At 39.6% G+C, this 22,157-nt stretch carries 27 protein-coding genes and 1 pseudogene; 18 read left to right on the top strand and 10 right to left on the bottom strand.

Annotation, left to right across the window (positions count from 1 at the left end; translation table 11 throughout):
* The 4 genes from AC2JBO_RS28730 to AC2JBO_RS28715 form a co-directional block, all read left to right on the top strand.
* On the top strand, positions 1 to 545 hold a 545-nt coding region (locus AC2JBO_RS28730; RefSeq protein ID WP_496957041.1), incomplete at its 5' end, for a proton-conducting transporter transmembrane domain-containing protein.
* Positions 546 to 631: 86 nt separating this feature from the next.
* Positions 632 to 811 carry a hypothetical protein gene (locus AC2JBO_RS28725; protein WP_496957040.1) on the top strand — a complete coding sequence of 60 codons (180 nt, stop codon included), beginning with the start codon at positions 632 to 634 and terminating at the stop codon, positions 809 to 811.
* A gap of 77 nt (positions 812 to 888) precedes the next feature.
* Positions 889 to 1,053, top strand: a complete 165-nt coding sequence (locus AC2JBO_RS28720) for a hypothetical protein (RefSeq protein WP_496957039.1) — start codon at positions 889 to 891, stop codon at positions 1,051 to 1,053.
* A gap of 15 nt (positions 1,054 to 1,068) precedes the next feature.
* Entirely contained in the window at positions 1,069 to 2,391 is a 1,323-nt protein-coding gene (locus AC2JBO_RS28715) for a CO2 hydration protein (protein ID WP_496957038.1), read from the top strand.
* A gap of 379 nt (positions 2,392 to 2,770) precedes the next feature.
* Here AC2JBO_RS28715 and AC2JBO_RS28710 read toward each other — a convergent pair whose 3' ends face one another.
* Together AC2JBO_RS28710 and AC2JBO_RS28705 are read right to left on the bottom strand one after the other, a co-directional pair.
* Positions 2,771 to 3,007 (bottom strand): type II toxin-antitoxin system Phd/YefM family antitoxin, encoded by a 237-nt coding sequence (locus AC2JBO_RS28710; RefSeq protein ID WP_496957037.1) that lies wholly within the window; start codon positions 3,005 to 3,007, stop codon positions 2,771 to 2,773.
* 170 nt (positions 3,008 to 3,177) lie between these two features.
* Positions 3,178 to 3,669, bottom strand: a complete 492-nt coding sequence (locus tag AC2JBO_RS28705; RefSeq protein ID WP_496957036.1) for a MarR family winged helix-turn-helix transcriptional regulator — start codon at positions 3,667 to 3,669, stop codon at positions 3,178 to 3,180.
* A gap of 71 nt (positions 3,670 to 3,740) precedes the next feature.
* Here AC2JBO_RS28705 and AC2JBO_RS28700 point away from each other — a divergent pair, with 71 nt between their 5' ends.
* From AC2JBO_RS28700 to AC2JBO_RS28670, 7 genes are all read left to right on the top strand, one after another.
* Entirely contained in the window at positions 3,741 to 4,238 is a 498-nt protein-coding gene (locus tag AC2JBO_RS28700; protein WP_496957035.1) for a DMT family transporter, read from the top strand.
* A gap of 431 nt (positions 4,239 to 4,669) precedes the next feature.
* Entirely contained in the window at positions 4,670 to 4,858 is a 189-nt protein-coding gene (locus AC2JBO_RS28695; RefSeq protein ID WP_496957034.1) for a hypothetical protein, read from the top strand.
* A gap of 357 nt (positions 4,859 to 5,215) precedes the next feature.
* A complete protein-coding gene (locus tag AC2JBO_RS28690; protein ID WP_496957033.1) occupies positions 5,216 to 6,964 on the top strand; it encodes an ABC transporter ATP-binding protein in 1,749 nt (582 codons plus the stop codon).
* A 619-nt stretch (positions 6,965 to 7,583) separates the two neighbouring features.
* Positions 7,584 to 8,036: a DUF2267 domain-containing protein gene (locus AC2JBO_RS28685; protein WP_496957042.1), complete on the top strand. Its 453-nt coding sequence runs from the start codon at positions 7,584 to 7,586 to the stop codon at positions 8,034 to 8,036.
* Between the two features lie 279 nt (positions 8,037 to 8,315).
* Positions 8,316 to 8,624 carry an RNA-binding regulator gene (gene rbp, locus AC2JBO_RS28680; protein ID WP_496957032.1) on the top strand — a complete coding sequence of 103 codons (309 nt, stop codon included), beginning with the start codon at positions 8,316 to 8,318 and terminating at the stop codon, positions 8,622 to 8,624.
* A gap of 132 nt (positions 8,625 to 8,756) precedes the next feature.
* The gene (gene rpsU, locus AC2JBO_RS28675; protein WP_019491444.1) at positions 8,757 to 8,951 is read left to right on the top strand and encodes a 30S ribosomal protein S21; all 195 of its coding nucleotides are present in this window, start codon (positions 8,757 to 8,759) and stop codon (positions 8,949 to 8,951) included.
* Positions 8,952 to 9,091: 140 nt separating this feature from the next.
* The gene (locus AC2JBO_RS28670; protein WP_496957031.1) at positions 9,092 to 9,871 is read left to right on the top strand and encodes a hypothetical protein; all 780 of its coding nucleotides are present in this window, start codon (positions 9,092 to 9,094) and stop codon (positions 9,869 to 9,871) included.
* Between the two features lie 120 nt (positions 9,872 to 9,991).
* On the opposite strand, the gene AC2JBO_RS28665 is transcribed toward AC2JBO_RS28670, so the two are convergent.
* The 3 genes from AC2JBO_RS28665 to AC2JBO_RS28655 form a co-directional block, all read right to left on the bottom strand.
* Positions 9,992 to 10,879 carry a hypothetical protein gene (locus AC2JBO_RS28665; protein WP_496957030.1) on the bottom strand — a complete coding sequence of 296 codons (888 nt, stop codon included), beginning with the start codon at positions 10,877 to 10,879 and terminating at the stop codon, positions 9,992 to 9,994.
* A 59-nt stretch (positions 10,880 to 10,938) separates the two neighbouring features.
* On the bottom strand, positions 10,939 to 11,463 hold the full coding sequence (locus tag AC2JBO_RS28660) for a hypothetical protein (protein WP_496957029.1): 525 nt from the start codon (positions 11,461 to 11,463) through the stop codon (positions 10,939 to 10,941).
* A gap of 229 nt (positions 11,464 to 11,692) precedes the next feature.
* Entirely contained in the window at positions 11,693 to 12,337 is a 645-nt protein-coding gene (locus tag AC2JBO_RS28655) for a class I SAM-dependent methyltransferase (protein ID WP_496957028.1), read from the bottom strand.
* A 193-nt stretch (positions 12,338 to 12,530) separates the two neighbouring features.
* On the opposite strand from AC2JBO_RS28655, the gene AC2JBO_RS28650 reads away from it, so the two are divergent.
* Positions 12,531 to 14,162 carry an ArnT family glycosyltransferase gene (locus tag AC2JBO_RS28650; protein ID WP_496957027.1) on the top strand — a complete coding sequence of 544 codons (1,632 nt, stop codon included), beginning with the start codon at positions 12,531 to 12,533 and terminating at the stop codon, positions 14,160 to 14,162.
* Between the two features lie 201 nt (positions 14,163 to 14,363).
* Here AC2JBO_RS28650 and AC2JBO_RS28645 read toward each other — a convergent pair whose 3' ends face one another.
* Positions 14,364 to 15,128, bottom strand: a complete 765-nt coding sequence (locus AC2JBO_RS28645) for a DeoR/GlpR family DNA-binding transcription regulator (protein ID WP_496957026.1) — start codon at positions 15,126 to 15,128, stop codon at positions 14,364 to 14,366.
* A gap of 269 nt (positions 15,129 to 15,397) precedes the next feature.
* On the opposite strand from AC2JBO_RS28645, the gene AC2JBO_RS28640 reads away from it, so the two are divergent.
* The 5 genes and pseudogenes from AC2JBO_RS28640 (at position 15,398) to AC2JBO_RS28620 (ending at position 18,665) form a co-directional block, all read left to right on the top strand.
* Entirely contained in the window at positions 15,398 to 17,311 is a 1,914-nt protein-coding gene (locus AC2JBO_RS28640; protein ID WP_496957025.1) for a thiamine pyrophosphate-binding protein, read from the top strand.
* Between the two features lie 116 nt (positions 17,312 to 17,427).
* Positions 17,428 to 17,727 carry a type II toxin-antitoxin system HigB family toxin gene (locus tag AC2JBO_RS28635; RefSeq protein WP_496957024.1) on the top strand — a complete coding sequence of 100 codons (300 nt, stop codon included), beginning with the start codon at positions 17,428 to 17,430 and terminating at the stop codon, positions 17,725 to 17,727.
* Positions 17,711 to 18,115 carry a helix-turn-helix domain-containing protein gene (locus AC2JBO_RS28630; RefSeq protein ID WP_496957023.1) on the top strand — a complete coding sequence of 135 codons (405 nt, stop codon included), beginning with the start codon at positions 17,711 to 17,713 and terminating at the stop codon, positions 18,113 to 18,115. The genes AC2JBO_RS28635 and AC2JBO_RS28630 overlap by 17 nt, the downstream gene beginning before the upstream one ends.
* Before the next feature lie 4 nt (positions 18,116 to 18,119).
* Positions 18,120 to 18,440, top strand: a pseudogene (locus AC2JBO_RS28625) (PDDEXK nuclease domain-containing protein); the annotation flags it as partial.
* A gap of 84 nt (positions 18,441 to 18,524) precedes the next feature.
* A complete protein-coding gene (locus tag AC2JBO_RS28620) occupies positions 18,525 to 18,665 on the top strand; it encodes a hypothetical protein (RefSeq protein ID WP_496957022.1) in 141 nt (46 codons plus the stop codon).
* Between the two features lie 22 nt (positions 18,666 to 18,687).
* Here AC2JBO_RS28620 and AC2JBO_RS28615 read toward each other — a convergent pair whose 3' ends face one another.
* The 4 genes from AC2JBO_RS28615 to AC2JBO_RS28600 form a co-directional block, all read right to left on the bottom strand.
* Positions 18,688 to 19,311: a response regulator transcription factor gene (locus AC2JBO_RS28615; protein WP_496957021.1), complete on the bottom strand. Its 624-nt coding sequence runs from the start codon at positions 19,309 to 19,311 to the stop codon at positions 18,688 to 18,690.
* Positions 19,308 to 19,871: a S1C family serine protease gene (locus AC2JBO_RS28610; RefSeq protein ID WP_496957020.1), complete on the bottom strand. Its 564-nt coding sequence runs from the start codon at positions 19,869 to 19,871 to the stop codon at positions 19,308 to 19,310. Before AC2JBO_RS28610 ends, AC2JBO_RS28615 begins: the two co-directional genes overlap by 4 nt.
* Before the next feature lie 102 nt (positions 19,872 to 19,973).
* A complete protein-coding gene (locus AC2JBO_RS28605; protein WP_496957019.1) occupies positions 19,974 to 20,897 on the bottom strand; it encodes a S1C family serine protease in 924 nt (307 codons plus the stop codon).
* 212 nt (positions 20,898 to 21,109) lie between these two features.
* A complete protein-coding gene (locus AC2JBO_RS28600) occupies positions 21,110 to 21,598 on the bottom strand; it encodes a HugZ family pyridoxamine 5'-phosphate oxidase (RefSeq protein ID WP_496957018.1) in 489 nt (162 codons plus the stop codon).
* 218 nt (positions 21,599 to 21,816) lie between these two features.
* On the opposite strand from AC2JBO_RS28600, the gene AC2JBO_RS28595 reads away from it, so the two are divergent.
* The coding region (locus tag AC2JBO_RS28595; protein ID WP_496957017.1) for a L,D-transpeptidase at positions 21,817 to 22,157 on the top strand (341 nt) is incomplete at its 3' end.

Here is a 22,157-nt window from a genome sequence, read left to right as displayed (position 1 = left end):
CTGCTAGTACACCTCTCGCACTTGTTGGCGCCGTTGCCCAAATGGTGAGTCACGGTTTAATTTTAGCAATGCTATTCCACCTTGTTGGAGTAGTTGAAGCTAAAGCAGGAACGCGCGAACTCGATCAACTCAACGGTTTAATGAGTCCTATTCGCGGTTTACCTTTAACGAGTGCATTACTAGTACTTGGTGGAATGGCAAGTGCGGGTATTCCGGGAATGACAGGGTTTGTAGCAGAGTTTATTGTTTTCCAAGGGAGTTTTGCTATTTTCCCCATCCCCACACTAATGTGTGTCGTAGCTACAGGTTTAACAGCAGTATATTTTGTAATTCTGCTCAACCGCACTTGCTTCGGCAAATTAGACAACAACTTAGCATATTACCCCCGCACCTTTTGGTCAGAAAAAATCCCTGGTTTAATCTTAGCTGGTTTGATTATATACCTAGGTGTCCAACCTAATAACTTAGTACGTTGGAGTGAACCAACCACTACCGCAATGGTTGCTGCAATTCCAGCGATAGAAAAAACAGTAGCAATAAAGTAGGGTGTGTGACGCGCTTTACAATCCTAAAACGAAGCCACCATCTAATAGCGTCACGCACCTTACTTACAAAGAACGGAGTTAAAATCATGAATCTAACCTACATACCAACTAGTCTTGTAATATTACGATTCCTGATTGCTCCATTTCTACTGTGGGATGCCATTGATGGTAAAACTTCCATCTGGTTCATAGTCGCTTTTATTGTGGCATTTCTCTCTGATATTGTTGGCAGCACAATTAATGTGGTGGTTAGTCAACCTTGTTAAATACGGTAAAGGGGCAAGCTACCACACCTACTCCGTTCTTTCTTTGACTCATAACGCTTTTTGTTGTAACAGTGGCTTTGTTTGGATTTAATCACGCTGTTACTGCTATATGGATAAGCTGTATTATCGGCGCCGTTCACAGTGTTGAAGAAATTTCAATGACGCTGATATTACCAGTTTGGACACACGATGTATTAAGTATTTTTCATGCCTTGAAATTACGCGAAGAATCTAAAATCTAAAATAAGGGAATCTCGATGGTATTAACTCCTGAAAAACAAACTACTAAATTACCACCTTCAACTCACGAGTTTGCCGATGTCATTCATCGTTTGGAAGCGGGTGGTTCGATGCTGCCGGATACGCCAGAAAACCTGATGCAAATCATTGGTATATATAAAGCTTACGCTGTGCCAATGGATTTTTACTGGCGTGACTTACTTTATATTGCCGAACAAGTATTTTTAGACCCATTCCCATTCTTCAAATACTTGATTCCAGATGAATACTTACAGCGTCACAACCATTATGCTGGTGATGATGCTGACTTAAGAATTTGGCGTGGTCCAGCAACAGTACACCCTGAACTTTTAGAGTTCATGGAAAAGGGTGAAATGGGTAAGATGCCAAAGTTACTCCATCACCTTTTGCACGACCGGGTAAATATGGAGTTTGCCGAAGCTTGTATGCGCGCGATGTTATGGCATCGTCACATGTACGCTCCTGTCAACCAATTTGATGCGTATCTAGACTCAGACGAATACCGCGCAAACGCTGACCGCGCGATTAAAGCATACTTCAAACGCAACCCCTTAATGCTGGGAATGTACAAATTATTCCCGGAAATGTTCATCGAACAGTGCCGCCAAATGTCATATTACTCGAACCTAGGTTTATTCTGGGAAGTAATGGCGCCTGTGTTCTTTGAAATGTCGGATATTTACGACGAAGGTGGTTTTAAAGGTGTACCCGATGCCATGAACTTCTTGGTAAATGGAATTTTCGCCATCGCTGGGCGCCCAATTTACCACCACGTTTACGTAGACGGTGAATGCTACGAAGTCATTCCCAAATCAAAAGGTTTCACCTGGCTATACGAAGCAGCATTGCCCTACGTCGAAGCCGTCTTCTACCGTACCGCCCCTTTCCGTGGTACAAAATCATACAACGCGCAAGCCGGACAAGTACCCGACAAACAAACAGACTTCCACTACGGAATCCTTTACGCCGACGTATTTCCAGTTGGTACAGCAGGTATTCCACCAACATTATTAATGCAAGACATGTTGCATTTCTTACCTAAATACCTTAAAGATTATTACCTTCAACATTGCCGTGGTGACGAGGACATACTAATTCAATTGGGTATTACTTTCCAACGGTCAATGTATAACGTAACCTCAGCAGTAATTCAAGCATTGCGAACTGCCTTGTTATACCCATTAGATGACCCCAACCCCAAACACTTACAAGCAAACCGCGAATTCTTTGAAATGCAAATAGGCCGCTTCTGTCGTCCTGAATATGGAATGCGTAATGCCGCGCGGTTACGCCAAATTCAAAGTCAAGATTATCGTTAAATGATCCCCCCAACCCCCCTTAATAAGCAGGGCTTTTGTTTTTTTGTAAATTGTCATATTCATCTCACAAAAATAAAAAACAACCTCTTGTTCCCCCCTTATTAAGGGGGGTTAGGGGGGATTTCAACCATCACAAAAATAAAAAACAACCTCTTATTCCCCTCTATCAAGCCGCCTATAACGATAACAATAATCAAATCAACTTCCATAAAACTACTGACATCAATTGCAAAGTCAGTCAAATACTCCTATTGTTTATTCAAAAACTATAAGAACTAAATATTAACTTCAAACAAATTTAAATACATCTACAGTTACTAATTAAGCCCTTCTCAGCCTAAATTCAACATAATACACCAATTAAAAATCCTAAGGATTTTCATCGTCCCTCAAATCCCCTGATAATATCGTCTGGTAACGGTGCATCAAAATCATCTGGAACAGTAAATTCTCCAGCACATAAACCAAATGGTCTTAATTGCTTGACAGAAGTAGCAGGTTTAAGTTCAGCAATCGGTTTATCCGCTTGCATAATTACAAAACTTTCACCTTCCTCCACTTGACGGAGGTACTTTAACGGGTTGTTCTGCATTTCATCTATTGTTATATTCAGCATTGTCATTACTGACCTTTAGCTTAAAATTAGTACTAGACTTTACTTAATTATATATTAAGCAAGAGGTGTAACCCAACAGAAAACTTGGACATTTGTTGGTTTCTGTTCTTCCACCCAACCTACAATCAAGCTTTAAGTAAGTGCCATTCCACCGTACAACTATTTATCACCTATTTCTCAAACGTAACTAAAAGTTTACGAAGTAAGCTTGTAAGTGCTTGACGTTCTGACTCATCTAAAATCTCAAGAATACGATGCTCATTTTTTACATGAGCTTCAACTGCCTCTTCAATTAGATTAAACCCTTTTTCTGTAAGTTCAATCAATGTTCCTCGACGGTCGTTCGGGTCGGGCAGGCGCCTAACGAGTTCAGATTTTTCTAAGCAATCAATACGATGTGTCATTGTGCCCGATGTAACCATCAGCGTATTAAACAATTCTGTAGGTGAAAGCTGATAAGGTTTACCAGAACGACGTAGTGTCGCTAACACGTCAAATTCTCCTTCCTTTAGTCCAAACTCAGAAAATGTACTTTGGATAGCTCGTTCTAAATGTTTCGATAATCGTCCCATCCGACCAATTATACCCATTGGCGAAACATCCAAGTCAGGACGTTCACGATGCCACTGCGCCAATATCACATCAACTGGGTCAGAGTTCATTGCGCCACTCGCTTATCTAAATAACTTGATATTAAATATCTTGACATCAAAATAAAAGCTATAATCTTGATATGAAGTATCTTGATATCAAGATTGTATTGGAGGACATGGATATGGGTGGACGAACTATTTATTTGTTGTCAGCGCTAGTTGGTGGCGCCATACTACCAGTTCAAGTTGCACTTAACACGCTACTCAGGCGCCATATAGGTGAACCGATGCAAGTAACATTCGTTTCCTACCTAGCTGGTACATTGGCATCACTTGTTATTTGCTTATTCGCGCAATACCCTTTGCCAGCTTGGACTTCACTATCCCAAACATCATGGTGGATGTGGATTGGTGGTTGTTTAGGAACTTTATATGTTTGGTCAACAATTTTTGCTACACCCCAAATTGGAGCAGCACTTACATTAGGACTGACAATTGCGGGACAGATGATAGCTGCACTCTTGCTCGACAATTATGGCGCCATTGGGCTTACCAAATATTCAGCAAGTCCAGAGCGAATTGCAGGAGTAGTAATGGTTATTTTAGGAGTTTCCTTAGTTGCTTACGCAAAGCGATAAATAATTAGATAATTAATTTATGATGAAAAACAGGAGTTTCTAGCTTACTAATTCAACTAAAGCATCCCATTTAAACCGAACTACGTGTGAAACCGAGCAGCCACGGTAATTTTCAGTTGTGAATACTGCAAGCGTGACACTGGTTTGACCCGAATCTAAAATTTGTTTCACCTTGCAGATTTGCATTTTGTTCTTGCAGTAAGCAATGATGCGGTCACCGTCCTTTATATCCAATGCTTTAATTTTCAATTTCTATCTAGCCTCATTAATAAAATTGGTTCAGCCAAAAGATGATGCTATGCTTGCCTCTTTAACAGTTAGAATTACTTATTCAGTATAGCATAAAAATTGACGAATAATATCAAAAGTTAATTGTTCTGTCAAGATGGTCTATACTGTAGGTAATATACGCCCAGAGAATGGATGCAAGTATGCCTTCAATTACATACAATCGTACTGACAGCAAACAACCGCAAAGCATCGACATTAAAGGTTATGTTGTTCATCCGGGATTACACATTCTTACCCACCAGCAGATAAAGTTGCTGCGTGAGCAAATATCGCTCGATGATAAACTAGAGTCGCTGCTTAACCAAGGTGTCATTAAGTTGATGGGCTAATACGCAGCCTAACTGTAAACATTTCGGTAGGGTGTGTTACTGCTTGAGCAATCTACAAATAAATACACAAAATCAAAATGCAGTAACGCACCATCTAATAATGATCACAGATAATGATAATGTTTTACAGTCAATTTGATATCGAGTCGATTCGAGACGATTTTAATATCACTATAATTGAAAGTGTCGGTAAGTTTGCTATAAAAGATTAATGATTTAAAGGTGAGTCGCTGTTTTTACCTGGAAGCAAAACAGCCGACTTTAGATAAAAAAAGCTACAGTGACCAATTTCCTGTTCTGATGAAGTACACAAGGGCGTGCAGGAATGCTCACCCTCACAATAAATTTACTATCTTAATGACCGCGAATATTAACTCCCAACCCCCCACACTGCAACGCTTTGCAAAATATTTAATTCCCTACCGTCGTCAAATTCCTACTGCTATTGCGTTTGTCTCTGTTGGCGCCATATCGCAAGGAGTGGCGCCATTTTTAATTGGTTGGTCAATTGATAATTTAATCGCCAAAGGTAATTTGTCAGGATTGATGCAAATGTTAGCTATTGTGCTAACTGTTTATTTAATCGGGTTTTCGGCATTTCGCGGTCATATTCTTCGCACCAACTGGATTACTCAAAACGTACTCGCACAACTTCGTCAAGACATATTTACAAAAATTCAATCTTTACCACTCTCTTTCTTCGACACAAGTTCAGCAGGAGACTTAATGAGTCGCTTACTGAATGATGTTAGTACTGTAAATCAAGTATTTGGTCTAGCTATCGCTCAAATCGTCGGCAGCTTATTTAGTTTAGTCGGAATTGCGATAGCGATGCTATTCGTAGACTTACAGTTAGGGCTACTAAGCAATATATTGGTTCCATTAGTAATTATTGTTACTACACTGTTTGGAAATTGGGCGCGCGCTAAATTCCGTTTAACTCGTACTAGTATTGGTGATTTATCGAGTAGATTAGAAGAAGACTTAAGCAGTGTTAGAGAAGCACAAGCTTTTAACCGAATTCAACGAAATATAGATGATTTTCGTAAATTCAATGCGGCAAATAGAGATGCGAATATTCAGGCAGTAATAATTACTGCAGCATTTCTACCGACTATTGATGTGTTAAATACGCTTTCGCTTGCTGGGGTGTTGTCGTATGGTGGTTATCTGGCAGTGTCAGGTAAAATGACGGTGGGAACAGTGACGGCATTTCTTCTTTACGTTCAACAGTTTTTCCAGCCTATTCAAATTCTCAGTCAGTTTTACACGCAAGCGCAATCAGCTATTGCTGGACTAGAGCGAATTTTCTTACTTTTAGATGAGCCATCAATGCTTTCAGATGCTCCTGACGCTATACAAATGCCACCTATTCAAGGTGAGGTCTGTTTTGAAAGGGTTTCGTTCGGCTACAAAGCGAATCAATCTGTACTCAAAAACATCAATTTTCATGTAGCACCTGGACAAACTATAGCGCTTGTCGGCGCCACTGGGGCGGGTAAAACTACAATTATCAACTTGATTTTACGCTTTTACGATGTTACTAGCGGCGCCGTCAAAATTGATGGTTATGATGTTCGTAAAGTGACACAAGCTAGTTTACGTAGTCAAATAGGAATCGTGCTTCAGGACATGATATTGTTCAGCGGTACTATTGCTGAGAATATCGCTTTTGGGCGCCCAGATGCAACAGAGGCGGAAATTGAAGCAGCGGCAAAAATCGCGAACGTCCACGAATTTATCATGACACTAAGTCAAGGTTATGATACGGTAGTTGGCGCCCGTGGTATTACCCTAAGCCAGGGACAACGACAACTTATCAGTATCGCGCGGGCAGTTTTGATTAACCCGCGAATTTTAATTTTAGATGAAGCAACTAGCAGCATCGATACTCGTACTGAGGAGTTTGTACAAGACGCAATAGCCAAAATTCTCAAAAATCGTACTAGTTTCATAATTGCCCATCGTCTTAGTACTGTAACGCAAGCCGATAAAGTGATGGTAATTCAGCAAGGACAAATTCTTGAACAGGGAACTCATGCCGAACTTATAGCTCAAAATGGAGTTTACGCAAACCTTTACGCTTTGCAACTTGGAAATACTTAAAGTGATCCAAGAAATAAATCATCCTGTAGGATAGGCATCTTGCCTCTTAGCGTTATTCGACTATTGATAGATATGGCAGTGTGACTACTGATAGATGTTCGTACATGTATTTTTAAATGATGATTATTTCAGGTAAAAATACTTGAAATCATGCATCTGTGTTTTAGTACTTTGCTGTTTGTGTCATGAGCAATTGGTAAGGTGGGCTTCAGCCCATCCTACTTGTTGTTTAAATATAATTAAATCATTTGCGGAGGGTGGAATGCCGATTACAATTCGGAAAGATGTTGCTTATACTATCCTTAAAAAAATCAGCGATAGTGGGCAAGAAATGCATGATATTAAATTTGAAGATGCCGATTTAACTGGGTTAGACGTAAGCGAAGCTGACCTTTTAGGGCATTTAGATTATCTGAATCAAAATCACTTTATCAAAGCTAAATTTTCTGGAAATGCTTATGCAGAACCAGAAAAATTAACCAAAGAAATTCTGCACCCTGAACCAATTGGTTTAGAAGCTGCTGAAATTACTGATAAAGGGGGTAAATTGCTTGATAGGATTGAAGCAGAGTTATCAAAAGTATCGGGTAGCCCAGCAGTTGCCATAGCTTCTAAAGATATGCCATTTTTAGAAAAAGTGATGCTGAAGGGTGGCTTAGAGGATATCTTTGATGCTAGAGATATTACCGAAGTCGTCTTCCGTGTGATGCGTGATGTAATGACAACCGAAGCTGCTGACCGAGTTGAAGCTGAACTGCATAAAGAAGCATTACCAACAGAAGATAAATCGCTACAAATGGAAATTGCTGATTTATGGCATGATACAAATCCAATTGTAGGCTTTTTGAGTCGTGTTCGTCCACCTTGGAAAGGCCCTGGAATATTTAATATCGACTCCGACCGCTTCTTATTCCGGGTTGCGAACGAAAGCAGTTTTTCACATGAAGTAGACCGGGAACAAGTTGTAAAGGCTGTATTTTCTGCTACCAAAGAGGAACTTTCCCAAGAACGTATTCAGGAAATAGCTAGCTGGTTACCTGACTATGTTCGCAAGCTTTGGGAAGAATCATAGTTATAGCCATTATTATCCAGCATGTTGAATGAGTGTAGGGGTACCCAATTGCGCGGTGCCTCTACACATAAACTGCTGAAGAGACCACCCACAGGCAGCTCTAAGATATGCCACAAGCGCGAATAGGATGTAAAGCAATGGATAAAAACAGAGCATCTGACCAGGATAATCTGCTATACTGGCCATCTAAGATTTATATTCGGTTGTGAAAATCATTTTAGCTTTTAAAAGGGTTTCTCCGAATCTAATTCTCTACGTGTCCCGATTTTGGAGATTCCAATGTCTATTTATGTAGGTAACTTATCTTATCAAGTTACGGAAGATGATTTGAAGCGTGTTTTTGCAGAATACGGTAAAGTCAGTAGTGTTAAAGTACCCACCGACCGTGAGACTGGTCGGATGCGCGGATTTGCATTTGTTGAGATGGAAAACAGCAAAGAAGAAGATGCAGCGATCGAAGCTCTGGACGGCGCGGAATGGATGGGACGCGATTTAAAAGTTAATAAAGCAAGACCCCGTGAAGAAAGAAGTTCATCACGTGAAGGTTGGGGTGGCGGCAACCGAGGTGGTGGTGGTCGTCGTTACTAAGCTTATAATGCACGCTTTTCACTTCTATTAGACTTAAATTGGTTCCAGCAGTTCCAAACATTAACTAGAAACTGCTGGTTTTTACTGTTGATCAAGAGTTAAAATATCCACACATATTAAGGAGTTGCAGTAATGACGCAAGTAGTTTTGGGCGAAAATGAAGGCATCGAGTCCGCTTTACGGAGGTTTAAGCGCCAAGTTTCGCAAGCAGGTATTCTTCAAGATGTTAGAACAAAGCGTCACTTTGAGACTCCTTTGCAGAAGCACAAACGTAAAGCTGTCGCTCGCAGGAAGCAAAATCGTAGAATGCGCCAGCACTTTAAGTAAACGCTCGTTTAATAAACGCTCTGTTTAATAATATTCCTGTATTTTAATTAACCCGCCCACATCTTGTTGATGGGCGGGTTATTATGTATCTTTATTTGATAACGCAGTGTTACAAATACCACAAGCAAAGGAGCAAGTTTTTGCGAGTCTATCATTTATTAATCGGTCTTATTTTACTTGCACTATCACCGTTCATATTGAAATCTGTATTTAAAACACGCAGTTCTGATAACAATGTGCAACCGCGACCTACACAGTCACCCACACAATCACAGTCCAGTTCTCAAGCTGTTTCAATAGCTTCTGCGGCAATACAAACTCCAACTAAACCACCCGACGTAGGCAACGTCTGGAAGCGTGTACTGGGATCAAAAATGGCGCCTGTTGACTGGAGTGTTGCACCATGTAGTGGGGATGCACCATTTTTGTGCGTTTCCTCAAATGGTAAAAACTTGGGTTCTGTTGAGATGGAAATTCTTCCGCTTTCTGGGCAACCGAGGTTTCAAAAAATGCTTCAGAGTGTGGGTATTCCGCAGGGCGTTAAGATTGATTATCAAAATCCCAATTACCAAACCAAAATAACTTCTGCTCTCAATGCTTGGGTAACAGATGAATACACAGTTATTTCTAAAGAGCGTCAAAAGGCTTACGCTGATAAAGTTAATTTTTCAGGTTATCCACCACAAAAAGCTAATATTGGTCAATTTGAAGGTGTGCGCTATGGCTTTACTGGTATAAAGCGTGAAGGTGGCGTTCAAGAGCAACACCTTAAATATCTTGCATTTGATGGCAATTCACTGTACATGATCAATACTGCATACGACCCAGCAGCAAAAACCGGAAAATTTGACAAACACGAAAATTTTGCCGTGTTTGAGCCGTTTTTGAGCGAAATCACATCTAATTTAAAGTTACCTTGAATCTCTTTGCAACGGATACAACAGATGTAACGGATAAATCTTGAAATAGGGGATGGTGCGTGGCGCCATTTTGATTGCTTTTTAGTGTTGTAGATTGTTATGGCGCCACGCACCCTACGGTTAAATTTCAGCAATCGCGCGTTCAATAAGGCGCTTTGCGAGTGTTTGCGTACCAGTGTGTTCGTAATAATTTGTGGACACATCGATAAACGCAGCAACGTAGTCTAACTTATCGTCTGCAACATCCATGAAACTGCTTAAATTGCTAGCAACTTTCTGCGGTGTCAGGTTATTAGCATTAACTAAATTACTCATCCAGCCTTTTACTGAGTCAAAACTTTCACCAATAAAATTGAGTTTTCCACCAGAACCATTACCTGGAATTTCATCTTTGATGTTGTTGAAGGTAGAGTTTTCCTCTAAATCCTGCGGTGACATTCCACCAAGTCTATTTGCTGCGGCACTGATAAAATCGGGACCTAAAGGTAACAACCCATCAACACATACTAGTGCAGCCATACGGATGAAAGATTCACCGCCATATTCTCCTAGTGCGGCAACGAAATCACCGATGCTATCACCTGGTATACCATTGATTTGGCAAAATGCAACCAATTCAGCAACAATTTTTAAACACAAGTCGATTGTTTGGGCTTTGTCAGCTTTGGGTGTAACTTTATTAAGAAAACCCAAAAGTGGAATCGTTTCACCAACTTTATTTGCTAATGCTGCGGTGCCTAATGCTTTATCTGTACTATCGACACTTTGATACAACCACATCGCAGTTTGATATCCCTGCGAACGGTCGTTATATAGATATATCGCGCGTTCGCCAATTTGCTGGATTACGTCTTCGTCTGTTTCTCCTGTAACGTGTTGAATCGTGTTAACAAAACCAGTTATGTTTTGCCACTCACCAGGAGCAACAAAATCCAATGCCTTTAACATTGAAATTGTCAAGCCCCCAGTTGGTAATTGGTCAACTAAATCTTGAATTGGTTTACTCACAGTAAAATCTCCCTAATTGATAAATTGTTCATTAATTTTGAACTATGGGCGCTAATCATTTAAGTTGATTGTTTGAGTCTCGACAACCCAGCTAGATTGAATTTCTGAAGCCAAGTTTCTCTATCACTATCAGAAAACGATGGGTCTTTGGATATGGCAGAGACTTGATACTTACCAACTAAAATCGATGTTTTGGTTTTACCGAGTGTTTTTGCAGGATATCCAGCAACTTGTTTTGTACTAGTTTTGTATCCAGCAGCAGTTGCTGGTGTGCTGGTAGTGTCGGAAATTGCCAGTTGTGCTAGCACTTTACCGCCTTTCTTCAAATTCGCTTCTGCGAAACCTTTTTTCTCTTGAGTAAATACAACGTCATAACCACCACCATCTGAAGGGAATAACTTGTTAAACTCACTACCTTGAGTAGCACTCTTCGCTACTGCTTGACCACTACGCTGACGACTGCTTTCTTGCTGTGCAGCATCAAACCGCGAAGGCGCCTTTGTTGCACAGGCAGTTATGGATGTTACCAATAGTAAAGACAGAAGTAAAGCTGGTAATATTCGGCGTATACGGGGAAAAGACATTGTGTTATCTCCTTAAACTGCACATAACGCGCGTATGCGACAAACGCAACACACATTGAATTTAACCTGTTAGGTAGCCAATGTCATGAAAATATAAATAATTTCTTAGAGAGTGCTAAGTGCTAAGTGCTGAGTGCTGAGTGCTGAGTGCTAAGTGCTAAGTGCTGAGTGCTGAGTGCTGAGTTGTAACTGTTTACTTTCTCAGCACTCAGCACTTTCTACGAGCGCACTACTTTTTATAAGCTACTACCGCATAAAAGGGGTCTCCACCACCTGCACCTAACCACTGTAACAAATTGGGAATTTGAGACTGACGAGTTATAACTTCGGGAGGAGTAAAACCAGAAACACTCTTAAAATAACTTTTGACTAACTCGACGCGACCTTTTTCTGTGTTCTCACGCCAAGCTTCGATGGCTTTTTGATAAAACATTCGGTTGGAAAAGCTGAAAATTACCACACCGCCTGGTTTTAAAATTCTGTGAATTTCCGAAAATACAGCTTCTGGATACTGCAAGTACTGTACCGACACACAGTTGACAACGGCATCGAAGTCCTGGTCTTGTAAAGGTAACTTTGGATTTTCATTCAGATTTTGGACAAAGTAATGGTTTAACTTGGGATTACGTGCAAGTTCTTCACTATTAAGTCCATGTCCTTCGACATGAGCAAATTGTATCTCTTCAGGTAGATGCGAAACCCAACTGCTCATCATGTCCAAAATGCGGGTATTCGGTTTTAAGAGTTGTCGATACAAATCAGTAAGCTGTTGAATAAAGCCTTCATCAACATGGGTGACGAAACGTGGTTCAGAATAGAACAATTTATCGTCACTGTCGTCTAGCTTAGTACGTTCATTTGGTCTGAGGAGCATAGATATTTTATGTCTTGTTTATGTTTTGTTTGTGTTTTAGGATTTTTTGGCAAAAAAAGCAAAAAATATGATATCTTCTGGTATCGTCAGTCAAACTATGTGTGTGAGACTTTCGTACCTCCTCACATATTCTAAAAAAGACAGGTAAATATAGCTACTTCCTTCCATCAATTTTTTTGTACATAAGTCTTTAATGTTGTACCTAGAACAAAATATTCGTCCTCTGTGGTTAAAATTTCAATCAAAGCAATTCGCTTACGTAAGTTTGTTAATTTGGATACTGCCTTTACTATTATTTGGCTCTGGTAATAACAGCTTAATGGCACATGATGAAGGTCTTTACGCTATCCGTGCGCGTCTAATGTCTGATTCTGGGGAATGGGTACATCCTTGGGATAGCCCGCATCATAAAACACCTGGTATTTACTGGATAATTGCAGTTTGTTACAAGCTATTCGGTGTATCGGAGTTTAGTGTTCGTCTTCCTAGTATGATTTTAGGAACACTAAGTATATTTATGTTATATGAAATTGGTAGAATTATATTAAATAATAGAATAGCATGGTTGGCTGCTGCCATTTTTAGCGTTGAGTTTCTTTGGTTACAATATTGCCGTCTGGGTACTCCCGATATCAGCATGATTTTTTTGGTGCTGTCGGGAATCTTGTTTTCATTAAAAGCAGAATTTTATTATAAACTATATCATAAACAGCATAATATCTTTTGCCTTTTAAGTGGAGTCTGTTTTAGTTTGGTTTTGCTTGTCCGTAGTTTAATGATTGTTTTACCAATTGTAGCTTTAATTCCATTTTTCATTTCTCCAAAACGGCGCCATCGTTTATTACAGCCATATTTCTATTTAGGTCTTATAGTTGGGTTGACTCCAACTTTTATTTGGCTTTGGCTGAGTTATCTACATTACGGTAGCGAAAGTATTTCTAAACTATTAAATTTTGCGCTGCGAGTCGGTTCAAAAGAACGAGGTGGAAATGGAATTATCTTCTATATGTGGAACGTTCCCGCTAAGTCTTTCCCTTGGCTCTTCTTTGCTTTATTTGGTTTATTTAAAATCATCAGGTGCCGACAAGCTAAGTATAAATCAATATTAGTTGGTTTTCCAGTTATTTTATTTATCGAACTCAGTCTTGTTTCAACTCGACTATCACATTATAGCCTTTGCCTTTTTCCTTTTATTGCCTTACTTGCAGCCGTTGGACTTGATACAATATCTCAAAGATTAAGTAAAGAAGAACCTAAAACATTCTCACCCTTATTTAAAATTACTCGTTATTCAAGCTATGGTTTTGCCATTATCAGTACATTCTTAATACTTACAGGTATTATTATACTGTTTGTAGATAATTCAATTCGACAATATGCACCCTCAATTTTTATAGTAGGCGCCGGATGGTTAATTTTACCAATCGTCTGGGTACAACGTCACCAATTTCAAAATAATCGCGTATATAGTAAATACTGGATAGCAGGATGGTTAATTCCTATCTGGCTAAGTTTAGCTGTAATTGGATATAACGGCTTCTTCTGCGATTATAACCCAGAGTTCCGCAAGTTTATTCAAAGTGAAACAGTGGCGCCAATTCTCCAATCATCTCCTGTTAGCTTAGTTGATGTTAGCGGTAAAACTGGCGTATTGATTAATTTTTACACTAGAAATATAGCTGGAAGAGTGAATTCACTTCTTGAAGTATCACAGAATAATTATGCTTGGATTGAACAAAGTAAACTAAGTACACCATCAGAAGCTTCAATACCACACCGTGTGATTGGTACGGTAAAAGAATATAGTTTGGTGCAAGTACAATAATGGGGGATTTTTACGGTTCTTATCTTTCCGTTTGATGTTGGAACAGACGATCTAATGCATTATTTTGCGTTATTGACGAAAATGGTTGTGCTGTTGCGGAGCTTGGTGGGTTTTTGTAAAGTCGGGCGCCTGAATCCTTACGTATAAGATAATCCATAGTAATGCTATACGGGATATAGCAATCCTCAATCGGCTTAAAGGTTAATCGACATCTTCCCTAATTATTGTTAAACCTAAAGTTTTGTAGGAAGTTACCACTTCTAACGGTACATTTGGCGCCGTTACCAAGTAAGTTAATGCATGAATTGAGCCAACTACATAGGGTGCAGCAGTATCAAGTTTTGCTGCTGTAACTAATCCAACGACCTCCGCAGCACTCTTTATCATTGCCCGTTTGACATGCGCTTCATTTAAGTTAGTAACACTAATGCCAATTTCTGGATGCAAACTGCATACTCCCAACATACATAAATCCGCGCGTATCATCTGTAATGCTTCAATTGTTGCGGCGCCGACATTAACTAAAGCTTTTTTATAAAGTTGTCCACCCAACATTACAACTTCAATATGAGCATGTTCTGCTAAAGCTACAGCAATTGGTGGACTATTTGTTATGACTGTTGCTTGTAAATCTTTGGGTAAATGCCGCGCGACAGTTAGTGTTGTTGTACCCCCATCTAAAATGACTACCTGACCTGGACGTACCAAAGAAGCTGCCGCGCGTGCTATTGCTTCTTTTTCTATCGGCGCCTGTTTTTGACGGTCTGCATAACTTGCTGTTGCTGGAGAAGTTAATAAAGCGCCTCCATGTACACGTTTTAGTAAACCTGTTTCGGCTAATTCTCTTAAATCGCGACGTATCGTATCTTCTGAAACTTTGAGAACAGCACTGAGTTCGGAAGAAAGCACCTTTTTGTCACGACGAAGAATCTCCAGAATGAATTGTCGTCGTTCAGCAGTCAACATAATTAATTTTCCGGAAGTTGCGTTTTTTTTCTTGAAATTGCACGTTTGTGAGTTTATACTTATTGTACAAGCTTGAAAAGTTCGTAGCAAACACTTTAATGCTGTTCTTCAACACACAGAAGGCGCTATTTTCGTGCGGCTATGGTTTGATAGCCTTAAACAAGTTGATACGGGTGCAGGTATTTACACGTTTACTCGTGCTTTTGTTTAAATTCAAGCACATTCGTGCAGTTATAAATGTATTGGTTTTAACCTATCGTTAACAAATCATGACTACAACAACAACTCAATTTCCAATTAATCTAGGTGCCTACAAATATATATCACTCAATCCAGCAGATGGTACACTAACGTCAGAACAAAGAGAAGCACTCAAAGCGAATATTCAACTTTGTCGGGATGCGATAGTTTTTTTCACTGCCACTGGAGCAGCTAGAGGAGTGGGTGGTCATACGGGTGGACCATACGATACAGTACCAGAGGTAATGATTCTCGATGCGTTCTTTCGAGGCGCCGCAGATAAATTTGTACCCATCTTCTTTGATGAAGCAGGACATCGAGTTGGTACTCAATATTTAATGTCAACGCTGCACGGTGATTTACCTGAACAGCAACTTTTACGTTATCGTGAAGCACATTCTAAGTTACCTGGACACCCTGAACTCGGCTTAACTCCTGGTGTGAAATTCAGTTCTGGGCGCCTAGGTCATATGTGGCCTTACGTCAACGGTGTGGCAATGGCACATCCAGGTAAAACCGTTTTCTGTTTAGGTTCTGATGGTTCGCAACAGGAAGGTAATGATGCTGAAGCCGCGCGTTTAGCAGCCGCTCTCCATTTAAATGTAAAATTAATCATTGACGATAATGATGTAACGATAGCTGGACACCCATCTAAATATTTACCTGGCTACAGCGTTGCTAAAACTTTGACAGGTCATGGTTTGAAAGTATTAGAGGGAGACGGGGAAGATATAGATGATTTATATCGTCGTTTATGTGAAGCAGTAAATACCCCAGGACCAATTGCTGTTATCAACAAACGTCCAATGTGTCCAGCAATTGAAGGTTTAGAAGGCTCCACTCACGGTCATGATGTAATATCTGTAGATCTAGCAGTTAAATATTTAGAAGCGCGCGGACATAGTGCAGCAGTTCAATACCTCAAAAATATCGAAAAACCAAAACAAACTTATACATTCCTTGGTTCGAGCGATAAATTTGGTGCCAATCGTAACGTCTTTGGTGAAGCGGTGGTAAATATCCTAAGTCGGATGAGCGAAGCAGAACGCAAGGAAAAAGTTAAAGTTATTGATAGCGACTTAGAAGGGTCATGCGGTTTGAAGAAAATTCACGATGCCTACCCAGAAGTATTTGTTCCATCGGGAATTATGGAGCGTGGTAACTTCTCTGCTGCTGCTGGGTTTGGTATGGAAACTGGAAAGCAAGGAATTTTCGCTACCTTTTCTGCATTTTTGGAAATGTGTATATCCGAAATTACAATGGCACGGTTGAACTACTCAAACGTGTTGTGTCACTTCTCCCATGCGGGTATTGATGACATGGCAGATAACACCTGTCACTTTGGTTTAAATAACATGTTTGCCGACAACGGTTTAGATGATGGTCATCCAACACATCTATACTTCCCAGCAGACACAAATCAAATGACAGCTTGTGTAGAAGCAATATTCTTTGACCCAGGACTACGGTTTATTTTCTCAACTCGTTCCAAAGTGCCTACAATTAAAGGTAGCGATGGTAACGAATTATTTGGAGAAGGCTATAAATTTGTTCCTGGTAAAGATGAAGTAGTGCGTGAAGGAACCCAAGGTTATATTGTCAGCTTTGGCGATGCCTTGTACCGCGCGCTTGATGCAGTCGAACGTCTAAAGCAAGAAGGAATAGATGTAGGATTAATCAACAAACCAACTTTAAACGTTATCGATGAAGAAATGATAGCGAAAATTGGTAAGGCGCCATTCGTTCTTGTAGTAGAAGCATTCAACCGTCGCACTGGTTTAGGCAGTCGTTTTGGTTCTTGGCTACTAGAACGTGGATATACTCCCAAATATAACTACCTCGCCACCCACAAAGAAGGTTGTGGTGGACTATGGGAACAGTTCCCACATCAAGGTATTGACCCTGTAAGCATAATCAACCAAGTCAAAGACTTGATTAAATAATCTTGTGGAACAGGCATCCCTGCCTGTTCAATATCAAGTATATTTAGTATCAATTTCCCTATTGACTTTATTCTCTCATTTTGAGAGAATGCTATAATTATGATCTGCTTACTAAAATGCATTTAATTGCAATCACTCGACTGCGAGAAGTTGCAGCTAGGCATCCTGATGTCAGTGTTCAGATTGAAGACTGGTATACAGTAGTCAAAGCTGCGACTTGGCAAAATTTAAAAGAGGTGCAACAATCATATGCCTCAGCCGAGGCTGTTGGCAACTTTACCGTTTTTAATATAAAAGGTAATCGTTATAGACTAATAGTTGACATCAATTATGTAAAACAAACCCTATACTTCAAATATTTTTTAACTCACGCTGAATACGATAAGGACGAGTGGAAAAATGACTCTTACTTTTAATCGCGAAGTTTACGTTAACCTTTTAACAGAAGCGCTACCACAGGTAATTAAAACGACTGAGGAATACGAAAGAGCGCTTTCTATCATTGAATCGTTAATGCACAAAGAAAGTTTAACGCCAGAAGAAGACCAAATTTATGACTTGTTTATAGTGTTAATTGAAACATTTGAAGCCGAACATTATCCTTTACAAAATTTATCTACTCCTCAAAGTCGTTTACTACATCTAATGGAAGCTAATAATCTTAAACAAGCTGATTTGTTAGACGTGTTTGGTTCAAGTGGTATTGCTTCTGAGGTGATTAATGGCAAACGTGAGATTAGTAAAGCTCATGCTCTTAAACTAGGCGAGCGTTTTAATCTTCCTGCAAGTGTATTTTTAGTATAAGTAAAAGTGTAAAGATGATTTTGAACGAGAATTTTATATTAGAATGACTAAGAAATTTGGTTGGACAAAAAATGTTTTAATCCACCAAATAGAGAACCAAACTTATGAAAAAACTTTACTTAACCAAACGAATTTTCAGCAAACTGTTTCAGAAGAGATAAGAAATCAAGCGAAGTTAGCTGTAAAGGATGAGTATATTTTCGATTTCTTAGAGTTGGCAGACGAACATAGCGAATACCAGCTAGAAAAAGCAATTTTAGCAAGAGTCGAACCATTCCTCCAAGAAATGGGGGGAATGTTTGCTTTCATGGGTAGTCAATTCAAACATATGGCTTATTTCCGAAGCTAGATGTAGTTCGCCGCATTTACTACAAACTAGTAAATAGATGAGCATAAATTCCTAATAGTTATGAACCCTAACCAAACCCAAAAATCATCAGACAAAAAAGACAAAAAAGCTTCGACTGTATTGACAGTTAGTGTACTTGTAGGAGTTTTATTTATTCTTTTGGTTGCTGTAAGTAGTTATTATGGCTTAGTTCGCTTTTAGTAGCACAGGCAAGACACCTATGCTACAACATAACCAATCCTAAACGTACACCTACAGCTACCGCTTGGGTACGTTTAGAGACGTTTAATTTCTGAAAAATTGATGAGATATGAAATTTGACTGTATGTTCTGAGATATGTAAGTTCTGAGCAATGGCTTTATTGCCACTACCTGAAGCAAGTAACTGTAATACCTCAATTTCTCGTGGGGTTAGTACTTGATTTGGGTTACTTGTTATTGTCTCTGTACTTAAATCAGATGCAGCAAGTAAATAATCAATCATTTCTGGATGAAAGACTATCATACCTGCTGCTACAGTTTCAACTGCAAGAATTATCTCTGATTCGCGTTCGAGGGACGATAATATTCCCCGTACACCTGCACGCAACATAAAATTTACATCTAGTTGGTCGTTAGATGTAATTACGATGATTGGTATAGAATGTTGTGATTGCACGATATCCCAATATTCTATACTGTTGTTCCAATCAAGCAGTAATACATCAGGTTGCTGCTTGGCTATTTCGGTCACTATATCTATATTGGCGCCGCTTGTGATAACTTGAAATTTAGGACTTTGCGCCAAAACAGTCGCTAAACCAGCCCGAACTATAGGTGATGCAGCAACCACCAACACACGAATCATATCACCTCCGCAGCAGAATTCAAAAAATTCTCAACTGTTGAAATTGGAATTGCAACTGCCATACCATAAACAATCATCGTATTTATTCCAATCACTCGACCAAAGCAGTCAGCCAGAAGACCTCCTGAGTTTCCGGGATGTAAGGTAATATCTGCTAAGACAGCTGAGTTGGTAAGACAAGAAAGCATTCCAACTGTTACTACACCTGTATCACCCAATGGATTACCTACAGCCACAACTAACTCCCCAACCCGGAGATTATTACAATTACCAATTGTCGCAGCATTTAAGTTATCTACGGTAATTTTGAGAATAGCTAAATCAACAGTGGGGTCAATTTTTGTACGAACCGCTTCTACAACTCGTCCATCCCAAAGTTCGACGACCGCGCGTTTACTTGTAGCAACGTGAGCATTAGTGACAATCACACCCTCACTATTCCAAATCACTCCAGAGCCAGCGCTAGAGTTGTTTATTCTCACCTTAACAGTATTTTGACGCAGTTGTTGAGCAATAGATGTTAGTTCATATGAAATATGAGTAAATACTGTGCTTGGCATATATTTATCTTGTATTAGTAAAATCTTCTTGTGGAGCGGGCATCCTTGCCCGCCCTGGCTGAATATTATGTAACAGGCAGGATGCCTGTTCCACAAGACAAGTTAAAATGGTCGCTCACCAACAGTAACAGTCAAATCAATTAATCCACCACCACGAACAACTTGTACTGCTACCGCTTGATTAACATATTGCGATTCATTCAAATATGCTAAAACATCATTTGTATCTTGAACGCGCGCACCATCAAACGTAATCAAAATATCTCCCAGCAATATACCAGCTTGTTCTGCTGGTGCATTTGGTTCGACGTTGATGACAATTACTCCACCATCACCAGTTAAATTCAACTCAGAAAGCAAATTTTTTGGTAAACGTACAGGTTGCATTCCTACACCCAAATAACCTCTAGCAATTCTTCCCTTTGCAACTAACTGCTCAACTACACGGTTTACTGTCTTTGAAGGAATAGTCAAAGCAGTCGCGCGTCGTCCAGATGTGTTCATACCAACTACATCACCATTAGCATCGACAAGCGGTCCACCTGCAAACCCTGGATATAAAGTAATATCAGGACGAATGAATTGGTCTATATTACCACCACTCATACTTTTCCAGGCGCCTTGTAATACACTAATAGTTCCCATTGCTGCTTTGACATCACCTTCACGACTGAGTGCCATTCCTAGTACAAGATGTCCTACCTTTAAAGTTGTCGCATCCCCAATACTGGCAACAGGAATATCTGGATTATCAATTTGAAAAACAGCTACATCGGTAGTCGCATCACGACCTAATAATTTAGCAGCTAAATTTCTTCCACCTTTTACAGTTATAGTAATTTCTTCGCTATTGTGCAGCGACTCATCAGAAGTAACAATGATACCATTACGCCAATGAATTCCACTAGGCGAAAACCTTCTACCTGCATTCACAGAAACAACGGCGCCTCCAAGTCGTTCAACGGTATCAGCTAAACTTTGTGAAAGAGCCAAAAGTAAGTTGGGAGTATTTGAAGATATAGACATATATAGATATAACGCAGCACTTAAACTACAACATATCCTTATCATTGCTCATTATATAAAGGCGCCACATCAGAAAATTGGCTAGAAACAACCTAGAAAAATGGGTAGTAAGAGTAGTGCTGAGTGCTGAGTGCTGAGTTTTTACTTCTAATTCCTCATTCCTAACTCCTAACTCCTAACTTTACTCAGCACTCAGCACTTTCTACTCAGCACTATCCAGTTACATGTATTAATTTATTTAAATCATTGGTATCAACATCATAAGCGGCGCCAAAACCAACGACAAATCTACCAGCAGTGGGGGTAAGCTTAAAGATGCGAAAGTCTGGCAAGTCGCGTAGTAACTGAATGATGTTACCAAATCTTGATTCAAAATTTGATACAGTTTGAATCCATGTTGCAGTGCTGCTATTTAACAAGCTTGCTGTACAATCGTAACTTAAGCGGCGCCGAGCAAATATTTGCTGGGTTTGAGATTCATCTTCGATAAACAAAACACTAGCTATAGGTATTGCGTTCAGGTTTTGGGTATGAGTAGAAAGACCGCTAACATATATATAGATGTTTTTCATATCATCCATGACAAACGGTGCATAGCTAGCATTTGGTACACCATCTTTGCTGACTGTGCTAATAACAGCGCTTTGAAACTGGTTCGTGAAAGTTTCATATGCTGCTTGAATTGCTTCAAATTGAGACATTTTGTTCCCAAATTCGTTAATTTATTACATCTATTCTAATTTCACTCAAAACTGAGTTTCTATACAAAACAAGCCATAATTATAAGTCTATTCCGCAGACCTGGTAGTCAAATTTACCAAAACTGTGTCAAAATATATCAGTATAGCCATAACATGCACGTTATGTCAGGGTGTGGCTTTTCGTGTAATCAAAAATCAAAATATACTGCGGTCAAGTTATGCGTACCTGGAATTTAGTAAAAGGATTAATTGCTTTTGCTCCCCTTATAAGTACTGCCTTGGTTTTAAATGTGGGAGCGTTGATTCTGTCTGATACAGTACATGCAGTTGTAGTTGCGTCTTCAAAACAGGCGCCGAATAATGTTACTACAGATAAACCTAAAAAACCAGGTGAAGAAGTCGAAACAGAACCTGCTACAGATGAAATACATTTAGTAGTCAAGCTCAGAGCTAAAACAGTATACGTATATAGAGGTCTAGAAATAATTGCCACTTATCCCATAGCTGTTGGCAAGTCTGGTTGGGAGACTCCCAAAGGTGTTTACAAAGTATTCGAGCA

Source organism: Calothrix sp. CBUCES-K 9914, assembly GCF_059640475.1.
This window is presented reverse-complemented; position numbering and strand designations above follow the sequence as displayed.